Source organism: Pararhodobacter marinus, assembly GCF_003122215.1.
GTDB classification, from domain to species: domain Bacteria; phylum Pseudomonadota; class Alphaproteobacteria; order Rhodobacterales; family Rhodobacteraceae; genus Pararhodobacter; species Pararhodobacter marinus.
The window spans coordinates 16,721-34,120 of record NZ_QEYD01000014.1 but is presented as its reverse complement, the minus strand read 5'-3'; the positions used below and the strand labels follow the sequence as shown (position 1 = coordinate 34,120).

The window sequence follows — 17,400 nt, the reverse complement described above, 5'->3', positions numbered from 1 at the left end:
CCCACTGGGACTTGCACACAGATTGCACATCGATACGTCCTACCAGCCCCGGGTGCTACGAAGTCGATCCGATCCTCTATGGCAAGCCTACATCAGCTTCCTGAGTTCGATCCGGCGGCCGACTGTGGGGGGAGCGGGACTGGGGCCGAACGCCCTCCATCCATTAAGGTTTTGATATATTTGGGTTGTGAAGCCGCTTAGGATGGCATGCGCGAGAGACGCGACAGGGTTGCAAACCAAACTGGGATTCTTGCCGGAGATCGGCGAAATCGCTACAGGCTCATTACCTCCGTCATACCGCTCGCTTCCAGATCCCACAGCGCGGTCCAGTTCCCGGCAGTCCGTTCGAGAACCAGATAGTTCCGCTCGGCGATGTATCTGCCGGGTTGCCCGGGAAGGCGCTCCACGCGGATCGGGTGCTCGGGCAATGGGTCTTCGGCCAACCATGACAAGGCTCCCAGAAATCGTGCCCAGCCCTTTGGGGGCGCGCGATGGGCGATTCCGGAGGCAACAAGCTGGTTCAGGTGCAACCCGCCGCCGAGGTCCATGACGGCGCGTGTCGCCAGGTGAATTTCGCCCGAGACCGCCGTGATGTCGTGTCCGTCCCGTCTTGCAAGGTCGCGAACCAGCCGCAGCATCCGGCGCCATTCCTCGCGATGAGCACGGCTCTGCCATTGGTCGCGCAGATCGTCCTCGTATTTCTGCATCCGCGGGATCACCACCATGAGAGCTTCCAAGAGTGATAACCGGGGGCCGAGGAGTGGCACGCTCGACATCAGCAGGGTGTGGCCCTCGACCTCGTGCTGCGCCTCCGCCTCCATCATCGCCCAGCCGCCCGGGCCCATGATCTGGCGACGTGTGCGTTCGGAGCGGAGGTCGGGCGCGAGGATGCGCAGGTCGGGGCCATGGACGGCCCAGCCCAGATGCTGTCCTTCTGGGTCGGCGAAGCGCATCGGCAGGTCGCCATCGGTTGTCGCCTGCTGAAACACCAGAAAGCTCTCGCGTGCGACCGCAAACAGGGTCTGCCCCACCGGCGAATAGGTGCGGGACCGCCTGAGCGAGCCCCATCCGTCGCAGATATCGTGATCGTCCCATTGCATGAGTGACGGCACACGCGCGCAAAGCCAGGCGAACTGCGGCGCGGCGTAGAGAGCGGCATAGCGTTCGAGGAAGCGCTCGCGCAGGTGATGGCGGAAGTCGTCCAGCGCCGCGCTGGAGGGGTCGCGCGGGATATGCTCCGGCCAGTCATGGCTGAGATTGTGCCCATCGGTCACCTCGTCGGCATAGATCTGGTCGCCGCCGTGCAGCATCAGCGCGAAGGGACGGCGTTGGTGTTCGCTCCTCAGCCTTTCCCACATGGCGTTCCGCTCGGAACCTTCGCGGTCCATGTCTCCCACTTCCTCGCCGTTGCAGGACACATAGGCCAGACGCATATCGCCGGTCAGGTCACCGGCGACCGCGTAGGTCGTGCCGTTCCAGCGATAGTCGGACGCGCGGTCGGCTGGGAGCGTGAACCGCGCGCGCCAGACGCGGGCATGGTCATAGCCGGCCAGCCGTGTGGCGCGCGTCTCGCCCGCCGCAGTTGCGATCGGCGGCGGCTCATCGTCCCCCGCAGTGATGAACAGTGCGGACAGCAGCAGTTGGCTGCCTGCGACATCGTCGAGGAAAAGAACGGGGCCAATGGGCGATGTGATCCGAAAGGGCACTCCCGCATGTGTCGAACCTGTCGCGACATCTTGCAACGGACGGCTCACGGGTGCGTCACGCTCCCGTGCCGTTCGAGAACAGGAACACGATATAGGCGGCATAGGCGGCCAGCATCAGCGCACCCCAGAGCCGACCGATCGACTTCGTGGCAAAGAGCAACGCCAGAAGCAGCAGGGCGGCCCCCAACATCACCGGCGTATCGATGTCACGGAACCGCGCCGTTACTTCGATGGGTTGGATCACGACCGTAACGCCGAGGATCGCGAGGATGTTGAAAATGTTCGAACCGATCACGTTGCCCAGCACCACGTCGGAATGGCGCCGGATCGCGGCGACGATAGCGGTGGCAAGCTCCGGCAGCGAAGTGCCAATGGCAACGAGCGAAAGACCGATCACTGCATCGGGCACACCAAAATCACGCGCGATGTTCACCGCCCCCTCGACCAGCATGTCCGCTCCGAACACCAGGGCGACGATGCCGCCGATGGCCAGAACCGGCGCAAGCCAAGGTCGCGAAAGTGGAATTTCCTCGAATTCCTCCGCCTCATGCTGAAACGTCTTCGCCTCGCGATCCCGCTTTTCCAGCCAATAGCTGGAGAACAGGTAGCCTGCGAGGACAACAAGCATCGCAATGCCCTCCATCCGGGTGATGACTTCGCCCTGCACCAGCGCGAAAGCCGCCAGCGAGACAAGCGTTGCCACCAGCGCCTCGCGCACCGCCGTGCGGTCCCAACCGAGGATCGGCGTAATCACGGCCGCCACGCCGACGATCAGCAGAACGTTGGCGATGTTGGACCCAACGACGTTTCCAAGTGCGATTTCGGGCGTACCGTCCAGTGCCGCATTGACGGAAACAAGGAGTTCCGGCGTCGAGGTGCCGAACCCGACGATGAGCAGCCCGATAAGAAGCTTCGAGATGCCGAGGCGCTCCGCTATCGCAACAGACCCACGCACGAGTCCCTCGCCGCCGAAGAAAAGGAGAACAAGGCCGGCGGCCACAAGAAGGAGGTCGTGAAGCATCGAGGATCCTGACGTTTTGCAATCGTAGCCAGCGACCCGGCGTGGGCGCGACTTTCGCTTGAATTAGGGTCTTTGCTCAAGAAAAGGAACTGCTGGCAGGGATTTGCGTCGAAATTATGGGTGTTTGTTCTTCGCCAGGCCTGCCCTGAGATTGCAAATGCCCACCCGCGACCTGATATCCGTGACATCCATATGAAGGGAATCCGATGCAGCGCGGCGACGAGATACGACGACGACCATCGCTGTCGATGCCGATTCTGCGCTCCTCTCGCAGTCAACACCGGGCTGGCACGCTGACCCTCGGGAACCTGCTGTCCGCACTTGGCGAGGCATCCTTTGGCTGGGCGATCGTGGTGTTCTCGCTTTTGACACTGCTTCCGATGCCGCCCGGGTCATCGCTGATCACAGCCCTGCCGCTTCTGGTGACCGCGGGCCAGATGATGTTGGGCTATCGGCATGTCAGGCTTCCCGGTCCCCTTTCGCGCCTGCGCCTTGACCCGGTCAAGTTGTGATGGACGGTTCTTCGTCTTAGACCGTTGACGCGACGGCTCGAGCGCGTTCTGACACCACGCCACACCGCGATCTTCGCGCCCCGGCACGAGCGGATACTTGGGCTTCTGCTGTTTGTCATTGCCTTCGCGCTCTTCCTGCCGGTGCCTCTCAGCGGCTGGTTTCCGGCAATCTCGCTCTTCATCGTCGGTGTCGGCCTCGTCGAACGCGACGGGTTGGTCGCGACCTTCGGCCTTGTCTTCGGCGGTGCGTCGGTCTTGCTGACGGCGACTATCCTCATATCGCTTGGCGTCGGCGCCGAGGCGATGATCAACTGACTCCGACAACGGCTGCGCCAGACATCTCAGACCAAGGCAGAGGGGCGCTCAGGCAGGCGGCAGCCAGCCGAGTGCCAGCATGGCTGCCAATATTCCCGCCAGCAACAGCCGATAGATGACAAAGGGCGTGAAGCTTGCCCTGCGGAGCCATGCCATCAGTCCTGCGATCGCCGCAAGCGCACTCACAAAGGCAAGCCCACCGGCAATCAGCGCGTCCGTCCGCAAGGCAGCGTCCTGCGTGCCTATAAGGTCCATCGCCCCAAGAAACCCTGCCGCCGCCGTGGTCGGGATCGACAGCAGCAGCGAGAAGCGCGCTGCCTCGGGCCGACGCTGCCCCAGAAGCAGTGCCGTCGTCATCGTTATGCCTGATCGGCTGACGCCTGGCACTAGGGCCAACGCCTGCGCGGCCCCGATCAGAGCAGCGTCTCGCCAACTCAGCCCGGCGACGGTGCCCTCCGAACGGTCAGCGCGACGATCGGCAATCCAGAGCAGCACGCCGAACAAGGCGGTCGTGACCATGATCAATACGGGGCTGCGCCAGTCGTTTTCGATCCGGTCCTTGAGCAGGAATCCGGCAATCACCACGGGCAGCGTTGCCACCGCGATCTGAAGCGCAAGTCGGGCGGCGGGCGTGGTGCGGCGGCGGGCAACGTCGATGGCTCCCGATAACAGCATGGCCACGTCGCGCCGGAAATACAGCACGACCGCCAGAAGCGTTCCGATGTGCATGGCCACGTCCAGCGCGAACCCCTGATCGACCCAACCGGTGAAGACCGGCACGAGGATGAGATGGGCCGAGGAACTGATTGGCAGGAACTCGGTGATGCCCTGCACGATGGCGAGCACCACGAGTTGCAGCAGCGGGATACCTTCTTCGTTCATGGCATCATACGGCCTTGCGGGATGCGCAGATCACAGCCAGCCGCGGCGCTTGAAATAGACGTAAGGCAGGATTGCCGACAAGATCATCAGCCCGATGGCGAAAGGATAACCGAGCAGCCATTCCAATTCGGGCATGTGCTCGAAGTTCATGCCGTAGATCGAGGCGATCAGGGTCGGCGGCAGGAAGACGACCGCGGCCACCGAGAAGATCTTGATGATCGCGTTCTGCTCAATGTTGATCATGCCGAGAGTCGCATCGAGCAGGAAAGTGATTTTCTGGCTGAGGTAGCTTGCATGATCCGCAAGCGAACGGATGTCGCGTGACAGCGTCTTGATCCGTTCGCGCAGTTCCCGCGGGCTTTTCATCTGCAAGGATTGCTGACCGAGGAACCCTGCGACGCGTTCAAGGGTGACAAGACTGTCTCGGATATTGGAGGTCAGGTCGCCCTTGCGGCCGATGGACTCGAGGGTTGCCTGAAAATCCTGCGCTTTCGTGGGCGTGCCGTTCGAGCGGCGGAACACCTGGCGGGAGATCGCATCGATTTCCCGGCCGTCGCGTTCAAGGATGTCGGCGAGACGGTCGACCACGGCCTCGAGGAGCGCGACGAGAACGCCTTCGCCGGTCTCGCAGCCCATGGAAACCTTGGCCGCCCGCGTCGGAAAAGTCGTGAAGGCGCGGGGGTCGTGATACCTGACCGTGACGAGCGTCTTGTTCGAAAGCACGAAGGAGACGGGCAACATCTCTGGGTCATCGCCATCGGCATGTGAAGGCAGAATCGCCGTCATGAAGAGCGCGCCATCTTCGGTGTAGAGACGGGAGGAAATCTCGATCTCCTCCATTTCTTCCTTGGTCGGCACGTCGATACCGAGCAGTCCTTCGATCTGAGCCTCCTCGTCGCCTATTGGGCTGAGAAGATCTATCCAGACAGCGGTCGCGTCGGGTTTCGGCAGCCCCTCGTGGCGGACAAGCCTGCCGTCCTCATGCACATATGCTGTGATCACGGGCTAAGTCCCCCTCGGTCCGATGAGTGTCGAGGTGCCGCGCGCACCCCGTTTCTGTTGGCAAATAAGCCGTTAGATCAGAGAATTACAGGGGGTTGTTGTTGTTTTGTGGTTCCAGCGGGGATATCTGCCGAAAGACGATACGAGGGGCATCCAGTGCAGGAAGAGAAACAACAGCGCCAGAATGGCCAGGCGACCCTCTGGGGCAAGCCATCAGCCTGGCTTGTTTCGGCCGCCTTGTTCATCGGCCTGACAGCGACTGGCTTTGTCTTGGTCTCATCGATGTTCGGAGGTGAACTTCCACGTTTTGACGCACGGCTGATCCAGCCGCAAGCTGTGGCCCTGATCCTCGGTTTTCTGGCGGTCTACTTTGTGTTTGACGGGCTGAGGCTCTTCTTCGTCCTGCGCACGATCGGAGCCGGGGTGAAAATTCGCGAGATTTTCCCCCTTGTGTTCATCAACATCCTTTTCTCGAATGTGACGCCCCTTGCGACTGGCGGTGGTTTTGCGCAGGTCTGGTACCTGCAACGGCATGGCGTGGCCGTTGGTAGTTCGGCCGCGGCGACGACGATCCGGACCATTCTCGCCATGCTGGCGATCTTCCTTGTCGCCCCGCTCTTTCAATTTTTGCACCCGGGATCTTCGCCGAACGGATTTGCAAGGATCACCCTGCAGTCGCTGTCAGGATTCATCGTGCTCTATCTCGTTGGCTTCCTGATTGTGCTGTGCCGCCCCCACTGGATCGCAATACTACTCGGCCGACTTCTCGCGCTTGCTTCTCGCATTGGTATCCTGGGCGCAGATAGACGGGACCGCTGGACCAATGCGGTGCAACGCGAGACGGCGGAATTCTCGGCAAGCTTTGCACGCTTCGTCCGGGGATCGCGTCTTTATGCCCTTGCGGCGGTAGCTTGCACGCTCGTGTTTCTGCTGACGCTTTTCGCTTTTCCGGCACTCTTGTTGGAACTTCTCGACTATGACGTGGATTGGTTGACGGTCATCGGAACGTTGTCAGTGGTCACGTTCCTGATGTATTTCGCGCCGACCCCGGGCGGTGCTGGATTTGCAGAACTGGCCTTCGCCGGGTTCATGGCAGGCCGCATGGCCCCCGATGATCTTCTGCTTGTCATCTTTGCGTGGCGGTTCCTGACCATTTATCTCGGCATGGCGATCGGAACGATCGTCTCGATCCTCGTCCTTCGGCGGAAAGTGCAGCCAGGATGAACCGTGCCTTACTCTCTCTCTTCTTCTATGCAAACCTTGCAATCGTACTGACAATCGCGGGATACCGCGTCTATCTCTACGCATCGGCGCCGGATTCCAGCGCTCTTCTTGTCGGGCAGATTGAAGCTATCGAGGCCGAGGTCGCGGGGGATCGTCCGCTCAGGTTTGCGGTGGTGGGAGAAGGCAACAATTCGATTGGTGTCCTTGAGCGGCAGATCATCCCTCGGGTCAACTCGTCCGGTTTGGATTTCGTCGTATCGGCCGGCAATCTCGTGAGCGGGGGCGGCGAGGACAAATACCGGGCGCTCCTCGGGACCTTGTCGCATCTCGATATTCCTTATCTTCTGACATTCGGGGAGAACGAGTACGAGGAGTTCGGAAGCGCTCGGTTTTATCAGCGGTTCGGGCCACACTTCTATTCCTTTGCCCTGCCGCAGGCACGGCTCGTGTTTCTCGATGCCACCGGGCGCACGCCGACAGACTGGCAAGAGCGATGGCTGCGCGACATCCTTCAGGTGGATAGCCCTAAGCCGGTGCTGGTCTTCGTGGGTCATCCTCTCGTCCCCCCTGAGCAGGAGACGCTTTTCGAACCGGATGTTGGTGCCTGGTCGGAAAGTACGAACCGCGACCGACTCCTTGCTCTGCTATCGGATCTCGGCGTCGATATGGTGGTCTCGGCGGGGGCGGCGACGTTCTCCGATCAAACCGTTGGCGGGGTCCGACATATCGTCACCGGAGGAGCGGGCGGATTTGTTCTCAACGACGATGCGAGCTTTTACCACTACCTCGAAGTGTCGATCAGCGAGGGCGACATCAGTGTCGAGATGATGCGGGTCGATACCGCGCCCACCCCCCTCATGCGACAGATCGAGGGACTCTGGTTCTTCGTATACTCGCTCTTCTATGTCGGCTGGCTGAATTTCCTACTCATCTTTTCGGCTTTCGTCATCGCCGGCATGTATCTCTACAACCGCCTGTTCCGGGAACGGCGCTACTATCCCGATTACGATAGCCGTGTCGCCGTCGACCTTGGCCGCCCGCTCAAGGTGGTGATGTTCACCAATACCTATCTGCCGTTCATCGGCGGTGTCGCGATCTCTGTCGATCGCTTGAAAAAAGGGTTGGAAAAGCTCGGACACGAGGTGCTGGTGGTCGCACCCGCCTACGGCCAGCACGTCGAAGAGACCGGCGTCGTGCGCGTTCCGGCACTGATTGAAGCGGGCGGCCTTATCCGTGTCGCCAATCCGCTGCATCCTAGGACGTGGCAGGCGGTCCGACAGTTCGGGCCGGACGTGATCCACCTTCACCATCCCTTCTGGCTCGGGTCTCTGGGGCATCGCATGGCGCGTCGGCTGAACGTCCCGGCAATCTTCACCTACCACACGAGGCTGGAACAGTATGCGCATACGATCCCCCTGCCTGGTGTCCTCTTTCGCAACGTGATCGCGCACTGGCTCGTGCGGCGCTTCGCGAACAGCTGTGACGAGATCATCGTTCCGACGCCGGTGACGCGGGATTATGTGCGGCTGATCGGGGTGGACCGGCCCGTGCATGTTCACCCGACAGGAGTAGAGATCGAGCGATTCCTGCCACAGGAACCTTGCCAACTTGCTGCGCTCCGGTCCCGACACAACCCGGACGGTCGGAAAATATTGGTCACCGTGTCGCGGCTTTCGAAGGAAAAGAATCTCGACTTCCTAATCGCGGCGATGCGGGAACTCAAGGACCGCCACGCGCCCCCCTTTCGTCTTCTTGTGATTGGGGATGGCGAGGAGCGGGCGCATCTGACCCGGACCATCCGGGACAAGGATCTGACCTCGGAGGTGAGCCTGGTCGGGTCTGTCTCGGAGCATCATATCCCGGACTATCTCGGTCTGAGCGATCTCTTCGTCTTTGCGTCCACATCGGAGACCCAGGGCATGGTCATCTTGGAGGCCATGGCGGCGGGTTTGCCCGTTGTTGCAGTGAATGCCAGCGGCGTGGACGCCTTCGTGCAGAATCGGAGGACCGGGGTTTTGACCGAAGAGAATATCGAGGTTTGGACCGATGCCGTTCATGCGCTTCTCGTGAACCGCTCCGAGCGCCATGCGATGGCGCGGGCTGCATTGGAAGAGGCCCGGCAACACTCCGTCGAACGGTTCTCGACTGATATTGCGCGGGTTTACCAGACCGCGATTGGTGCACGCTCAAAGTCCAAAAGAAACGGGGCCCTGCGTTCCAGTTGAACAGCATCACCTTTGCGTCATGAGTTGGTGGATCAACGCTCGCAGCGCGCGGCGCCTTTTCTCGGGCGTGCGTTAAAAGTTTCAAACGTGCAGCATCACTGCTGGATCAATCGCACTCGGTATTGTCGGTGGTCTCGTTCGGCATCTGTGTGTTACAGAGACGTCCAGCCGTTATATCGGTGGCTTCGAGGATCGCGTCTTCGAATACAGCGGCCTTAAGATCCGCTCCTTCGAAAGTCACGTTGACCAGACGCGCCCCTCTGAAGCTCGCGCCGCCCAGATTTGCACCGTTAAACGAGACGTTCTCGATCACGGCGAAATCAAAGAGCGCGATGCTGAGGTTCGCGCCTGCGAAATCGATTGCCCGCAGGGTCGACTCTTTCAGATCGACCCCTGTCAACTTGCTTTCGGTGAGATCCAGCCCTTCGAAACTGCATGCCTGGCATTGTCCGAGCATTCTCAGTTGCGACGCGTCGCTCGCCTCTTGAGCCGCGACAGAAAATGCCGAAAGGAACACAAGGAGTGCGGAAATCGCGGGGCTGAACACCACGTTCTTCTTGTTCTTTTTCAATTCTCGAGCCTCGTGATTGAACGACTTCACGCCCTAGAAATCGAACAGATCGCCAAGGAAGGATTCGCGCTTCTTCTTGTAGGGGCGTCCACCATGTGAGTCAGTCCCCCGCGTGTCCTGCCGATATTCCTGGGCGGGCTCAGAAGCAGGAGGCCCCGCTCTCTCGATGATCTTGTCGAGTTCACCGCGATCGAGCCAGACACCCCGGCACTTCGGGCAATAGTCGATTTCGACACCGCTGCGCTCGGCAATTACCAATGTTTCACCGTCTACGGGACATTGCATGCGTTCTACTCCTGTGTGACTTCTATCCTCAGAGGAAGTAAGCACTTTCAGCTGGATTCCAATGCGCGCAGGCTGATAATTGCGCGAGCGGCGAGGTCAGTCCGGTTGCGGCGACGCAACGACAACAGAGGTGCCGAGCTCGGACCCATCTCGCAGCAGAGAAATGGCCACCCTGTCGCCGGGCGCGTGGGCGTAAAGTGCATCGCTGATGTCTTCCGAGGTCCTGACTGCCCGCCCGTCTATGGCCGCGATAACATCGCCCGGCACGAGGTGGCCCGGGGGCCTGCCGGGCCGCGCGCAGACCTTCGAAATGGAGGTCCCGAAGCTGTCGTGCTGCGGGGGTGACACGAAGAGCCTGAAGGCTGTGTTTTCTCACAGCCGAAGCGCCCGGCACCGAGCTCGAAACGACACGATTTTGTGCGACCGTAGAATGAACATGTGCTGCACACGATTCCGAACAAACGGTTGATTATCAAAATCAATCGCCACCATTTATCACCGCCCCAGCCGCTTTGCCCTCTCAGCCATCCTGACCACCTGCGCGCTGGCCGTCACAGCAGCGCTCCGCACGGCGGCGGGAGCCTGGACAGCTCCTCGGCCGATCGCTTCGCCTGTCGTGAGCGCTCCGATCCTCGCCCGGCCCTTGACGCCGTCAGTATTGAAGACTCCCCGCATGATCCCGGCCGAGCCAGAGACCACAGCGGGCGCTGCGGCTACCATCAGGTTTCCAGAGATCCCCCGCACGATCAGGGGCGTTGCCGCAACGAAGCCCTTGGCCAGGAACACCATCACGAAGAACGGCACCAGTGAGCCGATATTGGTGGCCGAGTTCGGGTCCCCAAGCTGCGCCAGCAGCGAATTCGCCATGCCGACGACGGTCGAGAACATGGCGGCGATGACGATGGGGTAGAAGGCGTAGCTGATCGTCGTCGAGACCCACCTGTGGAAGAAATCCTTCGTCGCATCGAAGAGCGACAGAGCGATCATGATCGGCGCGAGGCCGAGCATGAGTGTCAGCATCATCTTGGCGAAGATGAGGACGATGCCCGTCATGAACCCAAGCAGGCTGAGGAGGATCAAGCCAATGCCGCCAAGGATCGCGCCGGTCATCCAGTTCAGGTTATTGCCGATCGCATTCAGGTACTGGCTGAACTCTGTGATCAGCCGGTCGAATTCGCCCGCGAAGTAGGTGGCCCCTGCCCCGCCGCCGCCAACCGAGGATATCAAAGCTCCGGCGACGTAGTCGAGCCCCCCGATTATCGCCGTCGCGACCGCGTTGAAGTTGGCCCAGTTAAAGGCGAAGAGCCCTATCAGCATCAGCTTGATCAGGTACCAAAAGAAGCTGGCCCCATCCATGCTACGGAACTGGAAGGCCATGTTGATGCAGACGCCGATCAGCGAAATGGTGACCATCAGTAGGACGATTGTGCCGGTATTGCTTGCCACCGCCCCAAACTGGGACTGGGCGGCATCGGCCAGGAAGCCGTCAGCAGTTCCAACCATCCAGCTGACGATGCTCATTACCAGTTGCCTTGGGTTTCGCAGATATCCTGGACGTCGCGGGCAATCTGGTTTTGCTCGTTCCGAAGGGCCAATTGGGCCTGAGTGTGCTCCGCTTGGGTGCTTGTCGCGAACCGTTCCTCGTACTCGGCCGAGGCTGCATCCCATGACGGGAAGCGCACATCACAGCCGCAATCGCCGGTTTCCTGGATCGCCTCCCATGACCGCAGCTCGTAGAGCCGCATCAACGTCAGCGCCTTGTAGGCCTCACGCGGGTGAACCTCGTTCATCCAGGTCGGGCGAGCGGGCCGGTCGTTGCAGATCCGGTATTGCTGGGGCGACATGGTCACGGTGAGATCGTTCGTGACCTGAGGCGAGGTCTGGGCCGCGAGGGGAGCGGCCAGCAGGGTGACAGCAGCGGCGAGGGTGATCTTGCGCATGGTGGATTTCTTTCGGGTCATTCGGCGGCAACCGAAGGGCGCTTAGTGCCCTCGGTTCCGGCAGTGTTCTGGTCTGGATGTCTTGCCTGCCCCGGCAGGAAGAACTCGGTAATGCCGCGGGCGCCGTCATGGCGACCGGCCTGGATGATCACATCAATGGAGCCTTCGATGTAGTCGACCATGTCGGCATAGGTCATCGGCACATCGGTCTTGAGCGCGGCAATGGCGAGACGACGGACGGCCAGTTGCGGAGTCTCCGCATGGAGCGTGGTGAGCGAACCGCCATGCCCGGTGTTGATCGCCTCGAGGAAGGTCATCGCCTCGCGGCCCCTAACCTCACCCAGCACGATCCGGTCGGGCCTCATCCGCAGGGTCGAGGCCAGAAGCACATCCGCGCTGCGGGCCTCGGTGTCCCGGTCGGCGATCAGCGTTACGGCATTCGGCTGTTCGGGGCGCAGCTCGGCTGCCTCCTCGATGGTGATGATCCGCTCCTCGGGTGGGATCAGAGAGAGGATCTTGCGGGCCGCGACCGTCTTGCCGGTTGAGGTGCCGCCCGAGACGATCATGTTGAGCTTGTTCTCGACGCAGAAGCGCAGGGCGGCATCAATGTCGCCGGAGGCCACGACATCGCGCAGCGTAGCGTTTCGCTCAAAGCGCAGGCCCTCAAGGCTGCGTTCTTTGCCATAGAGGAAACCAAGCTTGATGGCTTCCAGCGGCAGGGAGGAGAAGAACCGCAGCGAGATCGAAAACCCACCCTCGACGGCGGGTGGCTGGATCACCTGTGCCCGGATCGGACGGTCCCGGTAGAGGATCGAGACCGAGACGATGGGTTTCTTGGTGCTGAGCGTGGTCGAGGCGGCCGAGGCGATCTGGTTGCCGAGGTCCTTGATCTCGGTCTGGGTAAGCGGGTTGCCGAGACCTCGCATGAAATGATCGCCCTGGAATTCGCCCCAGACCTTCCCGTCGGGGTTGATGCAGATCTCGATCGTGTCGTCGCGTTGCACGTGCGCGCCCAGCCGGTCGAGCGAGGCTTCGAGATAGCTTGCGGCCATGTCAGAAGATCTCCAGATCGCGGTCGACCATGACCGTGATCCGCGTGCCCTGATCGACATGGATCACGGGGCGGATCGCCAGATAGTCCTGCATGACGCTTTGGGTGCTGTCGCGCAGGTCCGTGCCGACGTCGCTCGCGATGTCGGCCGCGGCCTCATCATCGATCTGTCCAGCGGCGGCTGCGGGCAAGGCCCCGATCAGCGAGATCAGCGCGGCCGAACCGAAGCGCTGCGCAAAGCGGGTGTCGACAAAGCCGGTGGTGCCGGTGCGGCCAAGCTCGTCGCCACCAAAGGCGCTGATCTCGACTGTCTGGTTGTCGGGCAGGATGATGCGGTCCCAGGCCACCGTGACTCGCGACTGCGCGAGCGCCACATCGGAGCGATAGCGCCCCACAAGACGTGCACCGCGCGGGATCAGGACCCGCGCGCCGTCGAAGGAATGCACATCTTCCGAGACAATGGCGCGGATCGCGCCGGGTAGCGTGCTGTCGAGGGCCGTCTCGGTCACGGCCTGAATCATCGTGCCTTGCACGACCGTGTTGCCCGGGTTCACTATTACTTCGGCCCGCGTCACTGGGGCGGGCCTTGCGCCTGCGCGGACAAAGGCTTCGTCTTCATTCAGACGCGCAGCCTCAAGGCTGTTTTCTCGGTCAGTCCCTGCCCCCATCCCGGAAAACGCGATCATGGGCGAGGCGATGCGTTCGGCGCGAGCTTCCGCTTCAGCGATCCTGCGGCGCTCAAGTTCGGCTAGCCGCAGCTCCTCCTCGTTCGGGCCGAGGTCAGTGGGCGCGGGTGGGGTCAGCCGCGCAACTTCAAGGTCCATGCGCAGCTGGTCGAGTTCCCGGTCGCGTTCGGTCAATTGCCGCTCGAGCGCGCGCTGCGCCTCGGTCGAGGCCTCCTGCAGCGCCGCGATCTGCGCCGTGAGATCGGCGATAGCCTGCTCCGCGCCACTGTTCGATGCCTCGACAGGCCGCGCGCGCAGGTCTTCGAGTTCCGCGCGCAGCGTGGCGAGAGTTTCCATCAGCGCCAGTTCCGACTCGGTGGGGCCGGTCTCGACCGGCGGCGGTGCAGACTCGACCACGGGCATGGGCGCGAGGTCACCGAAGCCCGATCCTGTGGTCTGGAACTCTTCGGGGGCTGCGGTCGGCAGGGGCGCTTCCGGCGATGGCTGCAAGGCCGCCCAGGCAAGCCCCCCCACGGCCACAATCCCGGCCACGCCAAGAATCGCCGTTAGCGGGGATGGACGTGTGACCGCCCGCTTCTTGTCGCCCGTCGATTCAAGCGCCGCGAGACGCGCGGCGAGGTCTTCGGTGTCCTGGCTCATGATGTGGGCCCACCCATATCCTGAACACAGACCTCGTCTTCGCCGAGGCGCAGCACCCATTGCCGGTTCACGCCCGAGACGCGGATGACGCCGTCCTCGAGTGCCGTGCTGTTCACCGCCCGCTCACCGCCATTGGCATAGCGGAAGATCGCCGGGACCGGCGCGTTCCGCGCAAAGCGGAAATACGTGAAGGTGCCGTCATCCCAGATAGCCGTCGGCGTGAACTCCTCGCTAGCGCTGACGGCGTAGTTGGCATTCGGCGCATCAGCCGCGACGGCCCGAGTCGGCTGTACGCGGCTCTCGGGATAGCGGAATTGCACGACGTAATGCGGGGTCTCGCGCGCCTCGACCACGTGGAAATAGTAGGAGCGGCGGTTCGTGTAGACCGTGATGTTGGTGGCCACCCCCGAGGCGGCGGGTTTGATGGCGAAGGCACGCCCACCCGGCACGCCGTCGAACTGGAAACCCACCGTGTCACCCGCGATGATCGAGCGGATCGTCTCGCCCTCGCCGAATTCGACGGTGGTGACCCGGGTCAGGGTGGTGACGATCCGGTAGACCTGCCCCTCGGTCCAAGTCGCGATCCGGACGCGGTTGTCATGGGGACCGGGGCGCGGCGTGGTCTCGGCAAAGGCTGCGGGCGCCATGAGCGCCAGGGCACCGACGACGAGCAGGGCGTGAACGGATGTGAGAACTGGAACAGGGGTCATTCGGAACGGTCCGATCGGATGGCATATTGGGTGACGGTGAAGCCGAAAGGGTTTTGCCAGACGTCGTCGATCGTGCGGGTCCGTTCGGGTTGGAAGGCAAACATCAGTGTGGCGGTGAAGGAACCGTCCTGCGACCCTTGCGGGCTTGTCAGGCGCTTTCTGAGGCGTACCTGCGCGCGGTTGTCACCGATGAGCGTGATCGAGGCGATCTCGACAGCCATCTCTGCCGCAGGGCCGTAGCGGGTCGGCGGATAGCTTTCCTGCCCGGAGGTCCACATGGCGCGCATGCTGGCTTCGGCCGCCCCGGTGGATTGCGCCAGCACGCGGCGCACGCGCAGGTCGTTGTCGAGCTGATTATAGGCCTCGCGGTCGAGGATGTAGCGGTAGATCTGCGCCTCGATGATGGCGGGCCGCTCGGCAAGCGAGACCGTTTCCACCGTGGCGTTCGGCAGAGCGAGACCTGTCGCGGGATCATAGGGCACGACGACGGGCGGGGGTGTCTCGACCATCAGGGCGACGGCCGCGGCTGCAAGGCAGCCGAAGACGCCAAAGCCTGCACCACTCAGGCCGATCATCCGCCAGAGCTGTTCCCGGCGCAAAGCGCCATGGATCAGTTCCTCCTCGACGAGTTCTCGCGTGCTCATACCTGCCTTCATGTCTGGAGCCTTGGTCATGGCGCGAGGCTCGGCAGGGTGAAGTCCATGTAGCGGCGCTCTTCGGCGACGGTGGCAGCATCCACCACGCCCGCATTGCCAGCGCCGAGGGTCTGGATCGCCTCAAGCTCCCACATCCGCGTCATGGCGATGGCCAGTTCCGCCGTGACGCGGGTGTTGTGGTCCATCGATGCCTTCAGGTCCTCCATGTCGGGGATCATCGCGACAAGCTGTTCGACACGTTCGAGGGATTGCGCTGCCTCGGCGTGGCTGTTCTGGGCCGCCGCCGACATCACGGCACCGGTCGTGGCCCGCGTAGCGACACCTTCCGCGCCGGGATTGCCGCTGGTGGCGATTTCGCGCAGCGAGTCCTCGTTGAAGCCAGCACTGGCAAGCGCCTGTTCCATCTGCGTGCGCAGGGGCCCCGCGTTGGGGCCGATCAGGCTCGACCAGTCGCCCGCCTGGATGCCCCGGATCAAACCGGGGATGTCTTCGAAATTGGCCTGCAGGAGATTGTCGAGGTCACCGCCCATGGCGAGACCGAGGATGCTGCGCGGCCCGGTCAGCGAGGCATACATCTCCTCGAGCTGGTCGAACTGCTGCTGCAGGAGGTCGAGCTGCGCCAACGCATTGTCCAGAAGATCGGTCTGGATCCCGAAATCCTGCAGCATCTGCTGAAGCTGACGGATTTCCTGGGCAATGTTCTGAGTGTCCACCGTGGGCACACCCTGTGCCGCGACAGGTCCGGTGACATTGAGGGCAAGCGCGAGAGCGATGCTACCGGCGAAAAGGGAACGGGGCAGGCGCAGGTTCAACGCAAATCCTCCTGACTGAAATCCATGTATTGCCGCTCGGCAGCTTGCGCTGCCGCCAAGGCGATCTGCGCGGCGCTGAGTGGTTCGGTTCGGGCGGCCTTGATCCGGGTCCGGATTGCGACCAGCCGGGCCAGTTCGGCCCGGGCATAGGTGTTGAGCGCGATGGCCTCGTGGATATCCTCGGTCTCACCGATGCGGGTGATGATGTCCTGAACCCGCAGGGCGGCGGCACGGACCGAAACCAGCGAATAATCGCCATAGACCCCGGCGCCATGGGCCGAGAGGCTGAAACTCGCGTTGGCGAGGAGCACAGGGTCGATGGTGCCGAGCGCATCGATGCCGCCTACGGCCGCGAGGTAGCTGTTGTACTGCTGCGGGATCACCACGACATAATGCTGGGTTTCCGCGAAGGGTGGCACACCGCCATAATCCTGCACATTGCCCGGCCCGGCGTTATAGGCGGCGAGCGCATGGATAATGTTGCCATCGAACATGTTCAGCATTTGTGCGAGGTATCGCGCACCGCCGGTGACCTGCAGATAGGGATCGTCGTAATAGGCCGGGTAGATCCCGAGATCGCCCGCGGTATCGGGCATGATCTGGGTAAGTCCGAAGGCACCCACGGGTGAGCGTGCCCCGATCTGGAAACGGCTTTCCTGCCAGATCAGCGCCTGCAAGAGACAGCGCCATTGCACGAGCGAAAGACCTGCGCGGCCGACCCCGGACAGACTATGGGTGTCGCGTGCTGCGCGGATGATCAGCTCCTCGATCTCCTCCCTGGCATCGCCGAACATCCGCGCTGCCGCTGGATTGGTGTCCTCGGGTGCATAAAGACTGGCGGCCGCGCTTTCGACGTCGTCTACCGCCCCCTGCCCCGCCTCGAGCCCAGCCACGGTGCCTGCGACATCGCCGGAGCCGAGGGACATGGCATCCATCAGCCCCTCTAGCGAGGCGAGTTGCTGGCGTTCTATCTCGGCCAGCTCTTCCTCACGGGTCAGCCGGTCCTGCTGCAGCGCCAGATCCCGGTCGGTCTGCTCGAGGATCGCCTGCCGCTCTGCGAAGAGGCGCAGGTCGAAGGTCGGCACGCCTTGAGCGACCGCTGGCCCGACGGTGGGGCCTGCCAGTGCAAGACTGACCATCGAGAGGGGGAGCCAGCTCCGCAT

The 17,400-nt window shown here is 62.4% G+C and carries 17 protein-coding genes and 1 pseudogene; 3 read left to right on the top strand and 15 right to left on the bottom strand.

The annotated features are described in order from the left end of the window. Positions 1 to 272: 272 nt before the first annotated feature. Positions 273 to 1,754 (bottom strand): alkaline phosphatase D family protein, encoded by a 1,482-nt coding sequence (locus tag C4N9_RS19310; protein ID WP_425440806.1) that lies wholly within the window; start codon positions 1,752 to 1,754, stop codon positions 273 to 275. Between the two features lie 7 nt (positions 1,755 to 1,761). Beyond that, complete coding sequence (locus C4N9_RS19305; protein WP_109534993.1) at positions 1,762 to 2,727, bottom strand: calcium/sodium antiporter; 966 nt, start codon at positions 2,725 to 2,727, stop codon at positions 1,762 to 1,764. Positions 2,728 to 2,933: 206 nt separating this feature from the next. Here C4N9_RS19305 and C4N9_RS19300 point away from each other — a divergent pair. Next, a pseudogene (locus tag C4N9_RS19300) lies at positions 2,934 to 3,554 on the top strand (exopolysaccharide biosynthesis protein). Between the two features lie 48 nt (positions 3,555 to 3,602). Here C4N9_RS19300 and C4N9_RS19295 read toward each other — a convergent pair. Together C4N9_RS19295 and corA are read right to left on the bottom strand one after the other, a co-directional pair. Next, on the bottom strand, positions 3,603 to 4,436 hold the full coding sequence (locus tag C4N9_RS19295) for an undecaprenyl-diphosphate phosphatase (protein WP_245902635.1): 834 nt from the start codon (positions 4,434 to 4,436) through the stop codon (positions 3,603 to 3,605). Positions 4,437 to 4,466: 30 nt separating this feature from the next. Further along, positions 4,467 to 5,438, bottom strand: a complete 972-nt coding sequence (gene corA / locus C4N9_RS19290; RefSeq protein ID WP_109534992.1) for a magnesium/cobalt transporter CorA — start codon at positions 5,436 to 5,438, stop codon at positions 4,467 to 4,469. Between the two features lie 156 nt (positions 5,439 to 5,594). Between corA and C4N9_RS19285 the strand changes: the two genes are divergently transcribed. Together C4N9_RS19285 and C4N9_RS19280 are read left to right on the top strand one after the other, a co-directional pair. Further along, on the top strand, positions 5,595 to 6,662 hold the full coding sequence (locus tag C4N9_RS19285) for a lysylphosphatidylglycerol synthase transmembrane domain-containing protein (RefSeq protein ID WP_168192293.1): 1,068 nt from the start codon (positions 5,595 to 5,597) through the stop codon (positions 6,660 to 6,662). Continuing rightward, positions 6,659 to 8,887 (top strand): glycosyltransferase, encoded by a 2,229-nt coding sequence (locus tag C4N9_RS19280; protein ID WP_109534990.1) that lies wholly within the window; start codon positions 6,659 to 6,661, stop codon positions 8,885 to 8,887. The genes C4N9_RS19285 and C4N9_RS19280 overlap by 4 nt, the downstream gene beginning before the upstream one ends. A 106-nt stretch (positions 8,888 to 8,993) precedes the next feature. On the opposite strand, the gene C4N9_RS19275 is transcribed toward C4N9_RS19280, so the two are convergent. From C4N9_RS19275 to C4N9_RS19225, 11 genes are all read right to left on the bottom strand, one after another. Next, positions 8,994 to 9,458 carry a pentapeptide repeat-containing protein gene (locus tag C4N9_RS19275; protein ID WP_245902634.1) on the bottom strand — a complete coding sequence of 155 codons (465 nt, stop codon included), beginning with the start codon at positions 9,456 to 9,458 and terminating at the stop codon, positions 8,994 to 8,996. Positions 9,459 to 9,491: 33 nt separating this feature from the next. Continuing rightward, entirely contained in the window at positions 9,492 to 9,743 is a 252-nt protein-coding gene (locus C4N9_RS19270; RefSeq protein WP_076981242.1) for a TFIIB-type zinc ribbon-containing protein, read from the bottom strand. Between the two features lie 96 nt (positions 9,744 to 9,839). Then, positions 9,840 to 10,091 carry a PDZ domain-containing protein gene (locus C4N9_RS22515; RefSeq protein ID WP_109534989.1) on the bottom strand — a complete coding sequence of 84 codons (252 nt, stop codon included), beginning with the start codon at positions 10,089 to 10,091 and terminating at the stop codon, positions 9,840 to 9,842. 147 nt (positions 10,092 to 10,238) lie between these two features. Beyond that, complete coding sequence (locus C4N9_RS19260; protein ID WP_109534988.1) at positions 10,239 to 11,264, bottom strand: TrbL/VirB6 family protein; 1,026 nt, start codon at positions 11,262 to 11,264, stop codon at positions 10,239 to 10,241. After that, positions 11,264 to 11,683, bottom strand: coding sequence for a hypothetical protein (locus C4N9_RS19255; RefSeq protein WP_109534987.1), 420 nt, complete (start codon positions 11,681 to 11,683; stop codon positions 11,264 to 11,266). Before C4N9_RS19255 ends, C4N9_RS19260 begins: the two co-directional genes overlap by 1 nt. A gap of 17 nt (positions 11,684 to 11,700) precedes the next feature. After that, positions 11,701 to 12,735, bottom strand: a complete 1,035-nt coding sequence (locus tag C4N9_RS19250) for an ATPase, T2SS/T4P/T4SS family (RefSeq protein WP_109534986.1) — start codon at positions 12,733 to 12,735, stop codon at positions 11,701 to 11,703. Position 12,736: 1 nt separating this feature from the next. After that, a complete protein-coding gene (locus tag C4N9_RS19245; protein WP_109534985.1) occupies positions 12,737 to 14,059 on the bottom strand; it encodes a TrbI/VirB10 family protein in 1,323 nt (440 codons plus the stop codon). Beyond that, the gene (locus C4N9_RS19240) at positions 14,056 to 14,706 is read right to left on the bottom strand and encodes a TrbG/VirB9 family P-type conjugative transfer protein (protein WP_109534984.1); all 651 of its coding nucleotides are present in this window, start codon (positions 14,704 to 14,706) and stop codon (positions 14,056 to 14,058) included. The genes C4N9_RS19245 and C4N9_RS19240 overlap by 4 nt, the downstream gene beginning before the upstream one ends. Positions 14,707 to 14,765: 59 nt before the next feature. Continuing rightward, on the bottom strand, positions 14,766 to 15,413 hold the full coding sequence (locus C4N9_RS19235) for a VirB8 family type IV secretion system protein (protein ID WP_109534983.1): 648 nt from the start codon (positions 15,411 to 15,413) through the stop codon (positions 14,766 to 14,768). Positions 15,414 to 15,439: 26 nt separating this feature from the next. Then, positions 15,440 to 16,237, bottom strand: a complete 798-nt coding sequence (locus C4N9_RS19230) for a type IV secretion system protein (protein WP_109534982.1) — start codon at positions 16,235 to 16,237, stop codon at positions 15,440 to 15,442. Beyond that, the gene (locus C4N9_RS19225) at positions 16,234 to 17,400 is read right to left on the bottom strand and encodes a lytic transglycosylase domain-containing protein (protein ID WP_109534981.1); all 1,167 of its coding nucleotides are present in this window, start codon (positions 17,398 to 17,400) and stop codon (positions 16,234 to 16,236) included. The genes C4N9_RS19230 and C4N9_RS19225 overlap by 4 nt, the downstream gene beginning before the upstream one ends.

Coding starts and splice junctions, on each gene's coding strand:
- C4N9_RS19305 (WP_109534993.1), bottom strand. CDS start 2,727: ATGCTTCACGACCTCCTTCTTGTGGCCGCCGGCCTTGTTCTCCTTTTC.
- C4N9_RS19295 (WP_245902635.1), bottom strand. CDS start 4,436: ATGAACGAAGAAGGTATCCCGCTGCTGCAACTCGTGGTGCTCGCCATC.
- C4N9_RS19280 (WP_109534990.1), top strand. CDS start 6,659: ATGAACCGTGCCTTACTCTCTCTCTTCTTCTATGCAAACCTTGCAATC.
- C4N9_RS19270 (WP_076981242.1), bottom strand. CDS start 9,743: ATGCAATGTCCCGTAGACGGTGAAACATTGGTAATTGCCGAGCGCAGC.
- C4N9_RS19260 (WP_109534988.1), bottom strand. CDS start 11,264: ATGAGCATCGTCAGCTGGATGGTTGGAACTGCTGACGGCTTCCTGGCC.
- C4N9_RS19255 (WP_109534987.1), bottom strand. CDS start 11,683: ATGCGCAAGATCACCCTCGCCGCTGCTGTCACCCTGCTGGCCGCTCCC.
- C4N9_RS19250 (WP_109534986.1), bottom strand. CDS start 12,735: ATGGCCGCAAGCTATCTCGAAGCCTCGCTCGACCGGCTGGGCGCGCAC.
- C4N9_RS19245 (WP_109534985.1), bottom strand. CDS start 14,059: ATGAGCCAGGACACCGAAGACCTCGCCGCGCGTCTCGCGGCGCTTGAA.
- C4N9_RS19240 (WP_109534984.1), bottom strand. CDS start 14,706: ATGGCGCCCGCAGCCTTTGCCGAGACCACGCCGCGCCCCGGTCCCCAT.
- C4N9_RS19235 (WP_109534983.1), bottom strand. CDS start 15,413: ATGAGCACGCGAGAACTCGTCGAGGAGGAACTGATCCATGGCGCTTTG.
- C4N9_RS19225 (WP_109534981.1), bottom strand. CDS start 17,400: ATGCGGAGCTGGCTCCCCCTCTCGATGGTCAGTCTTGCACTGGCAGGC.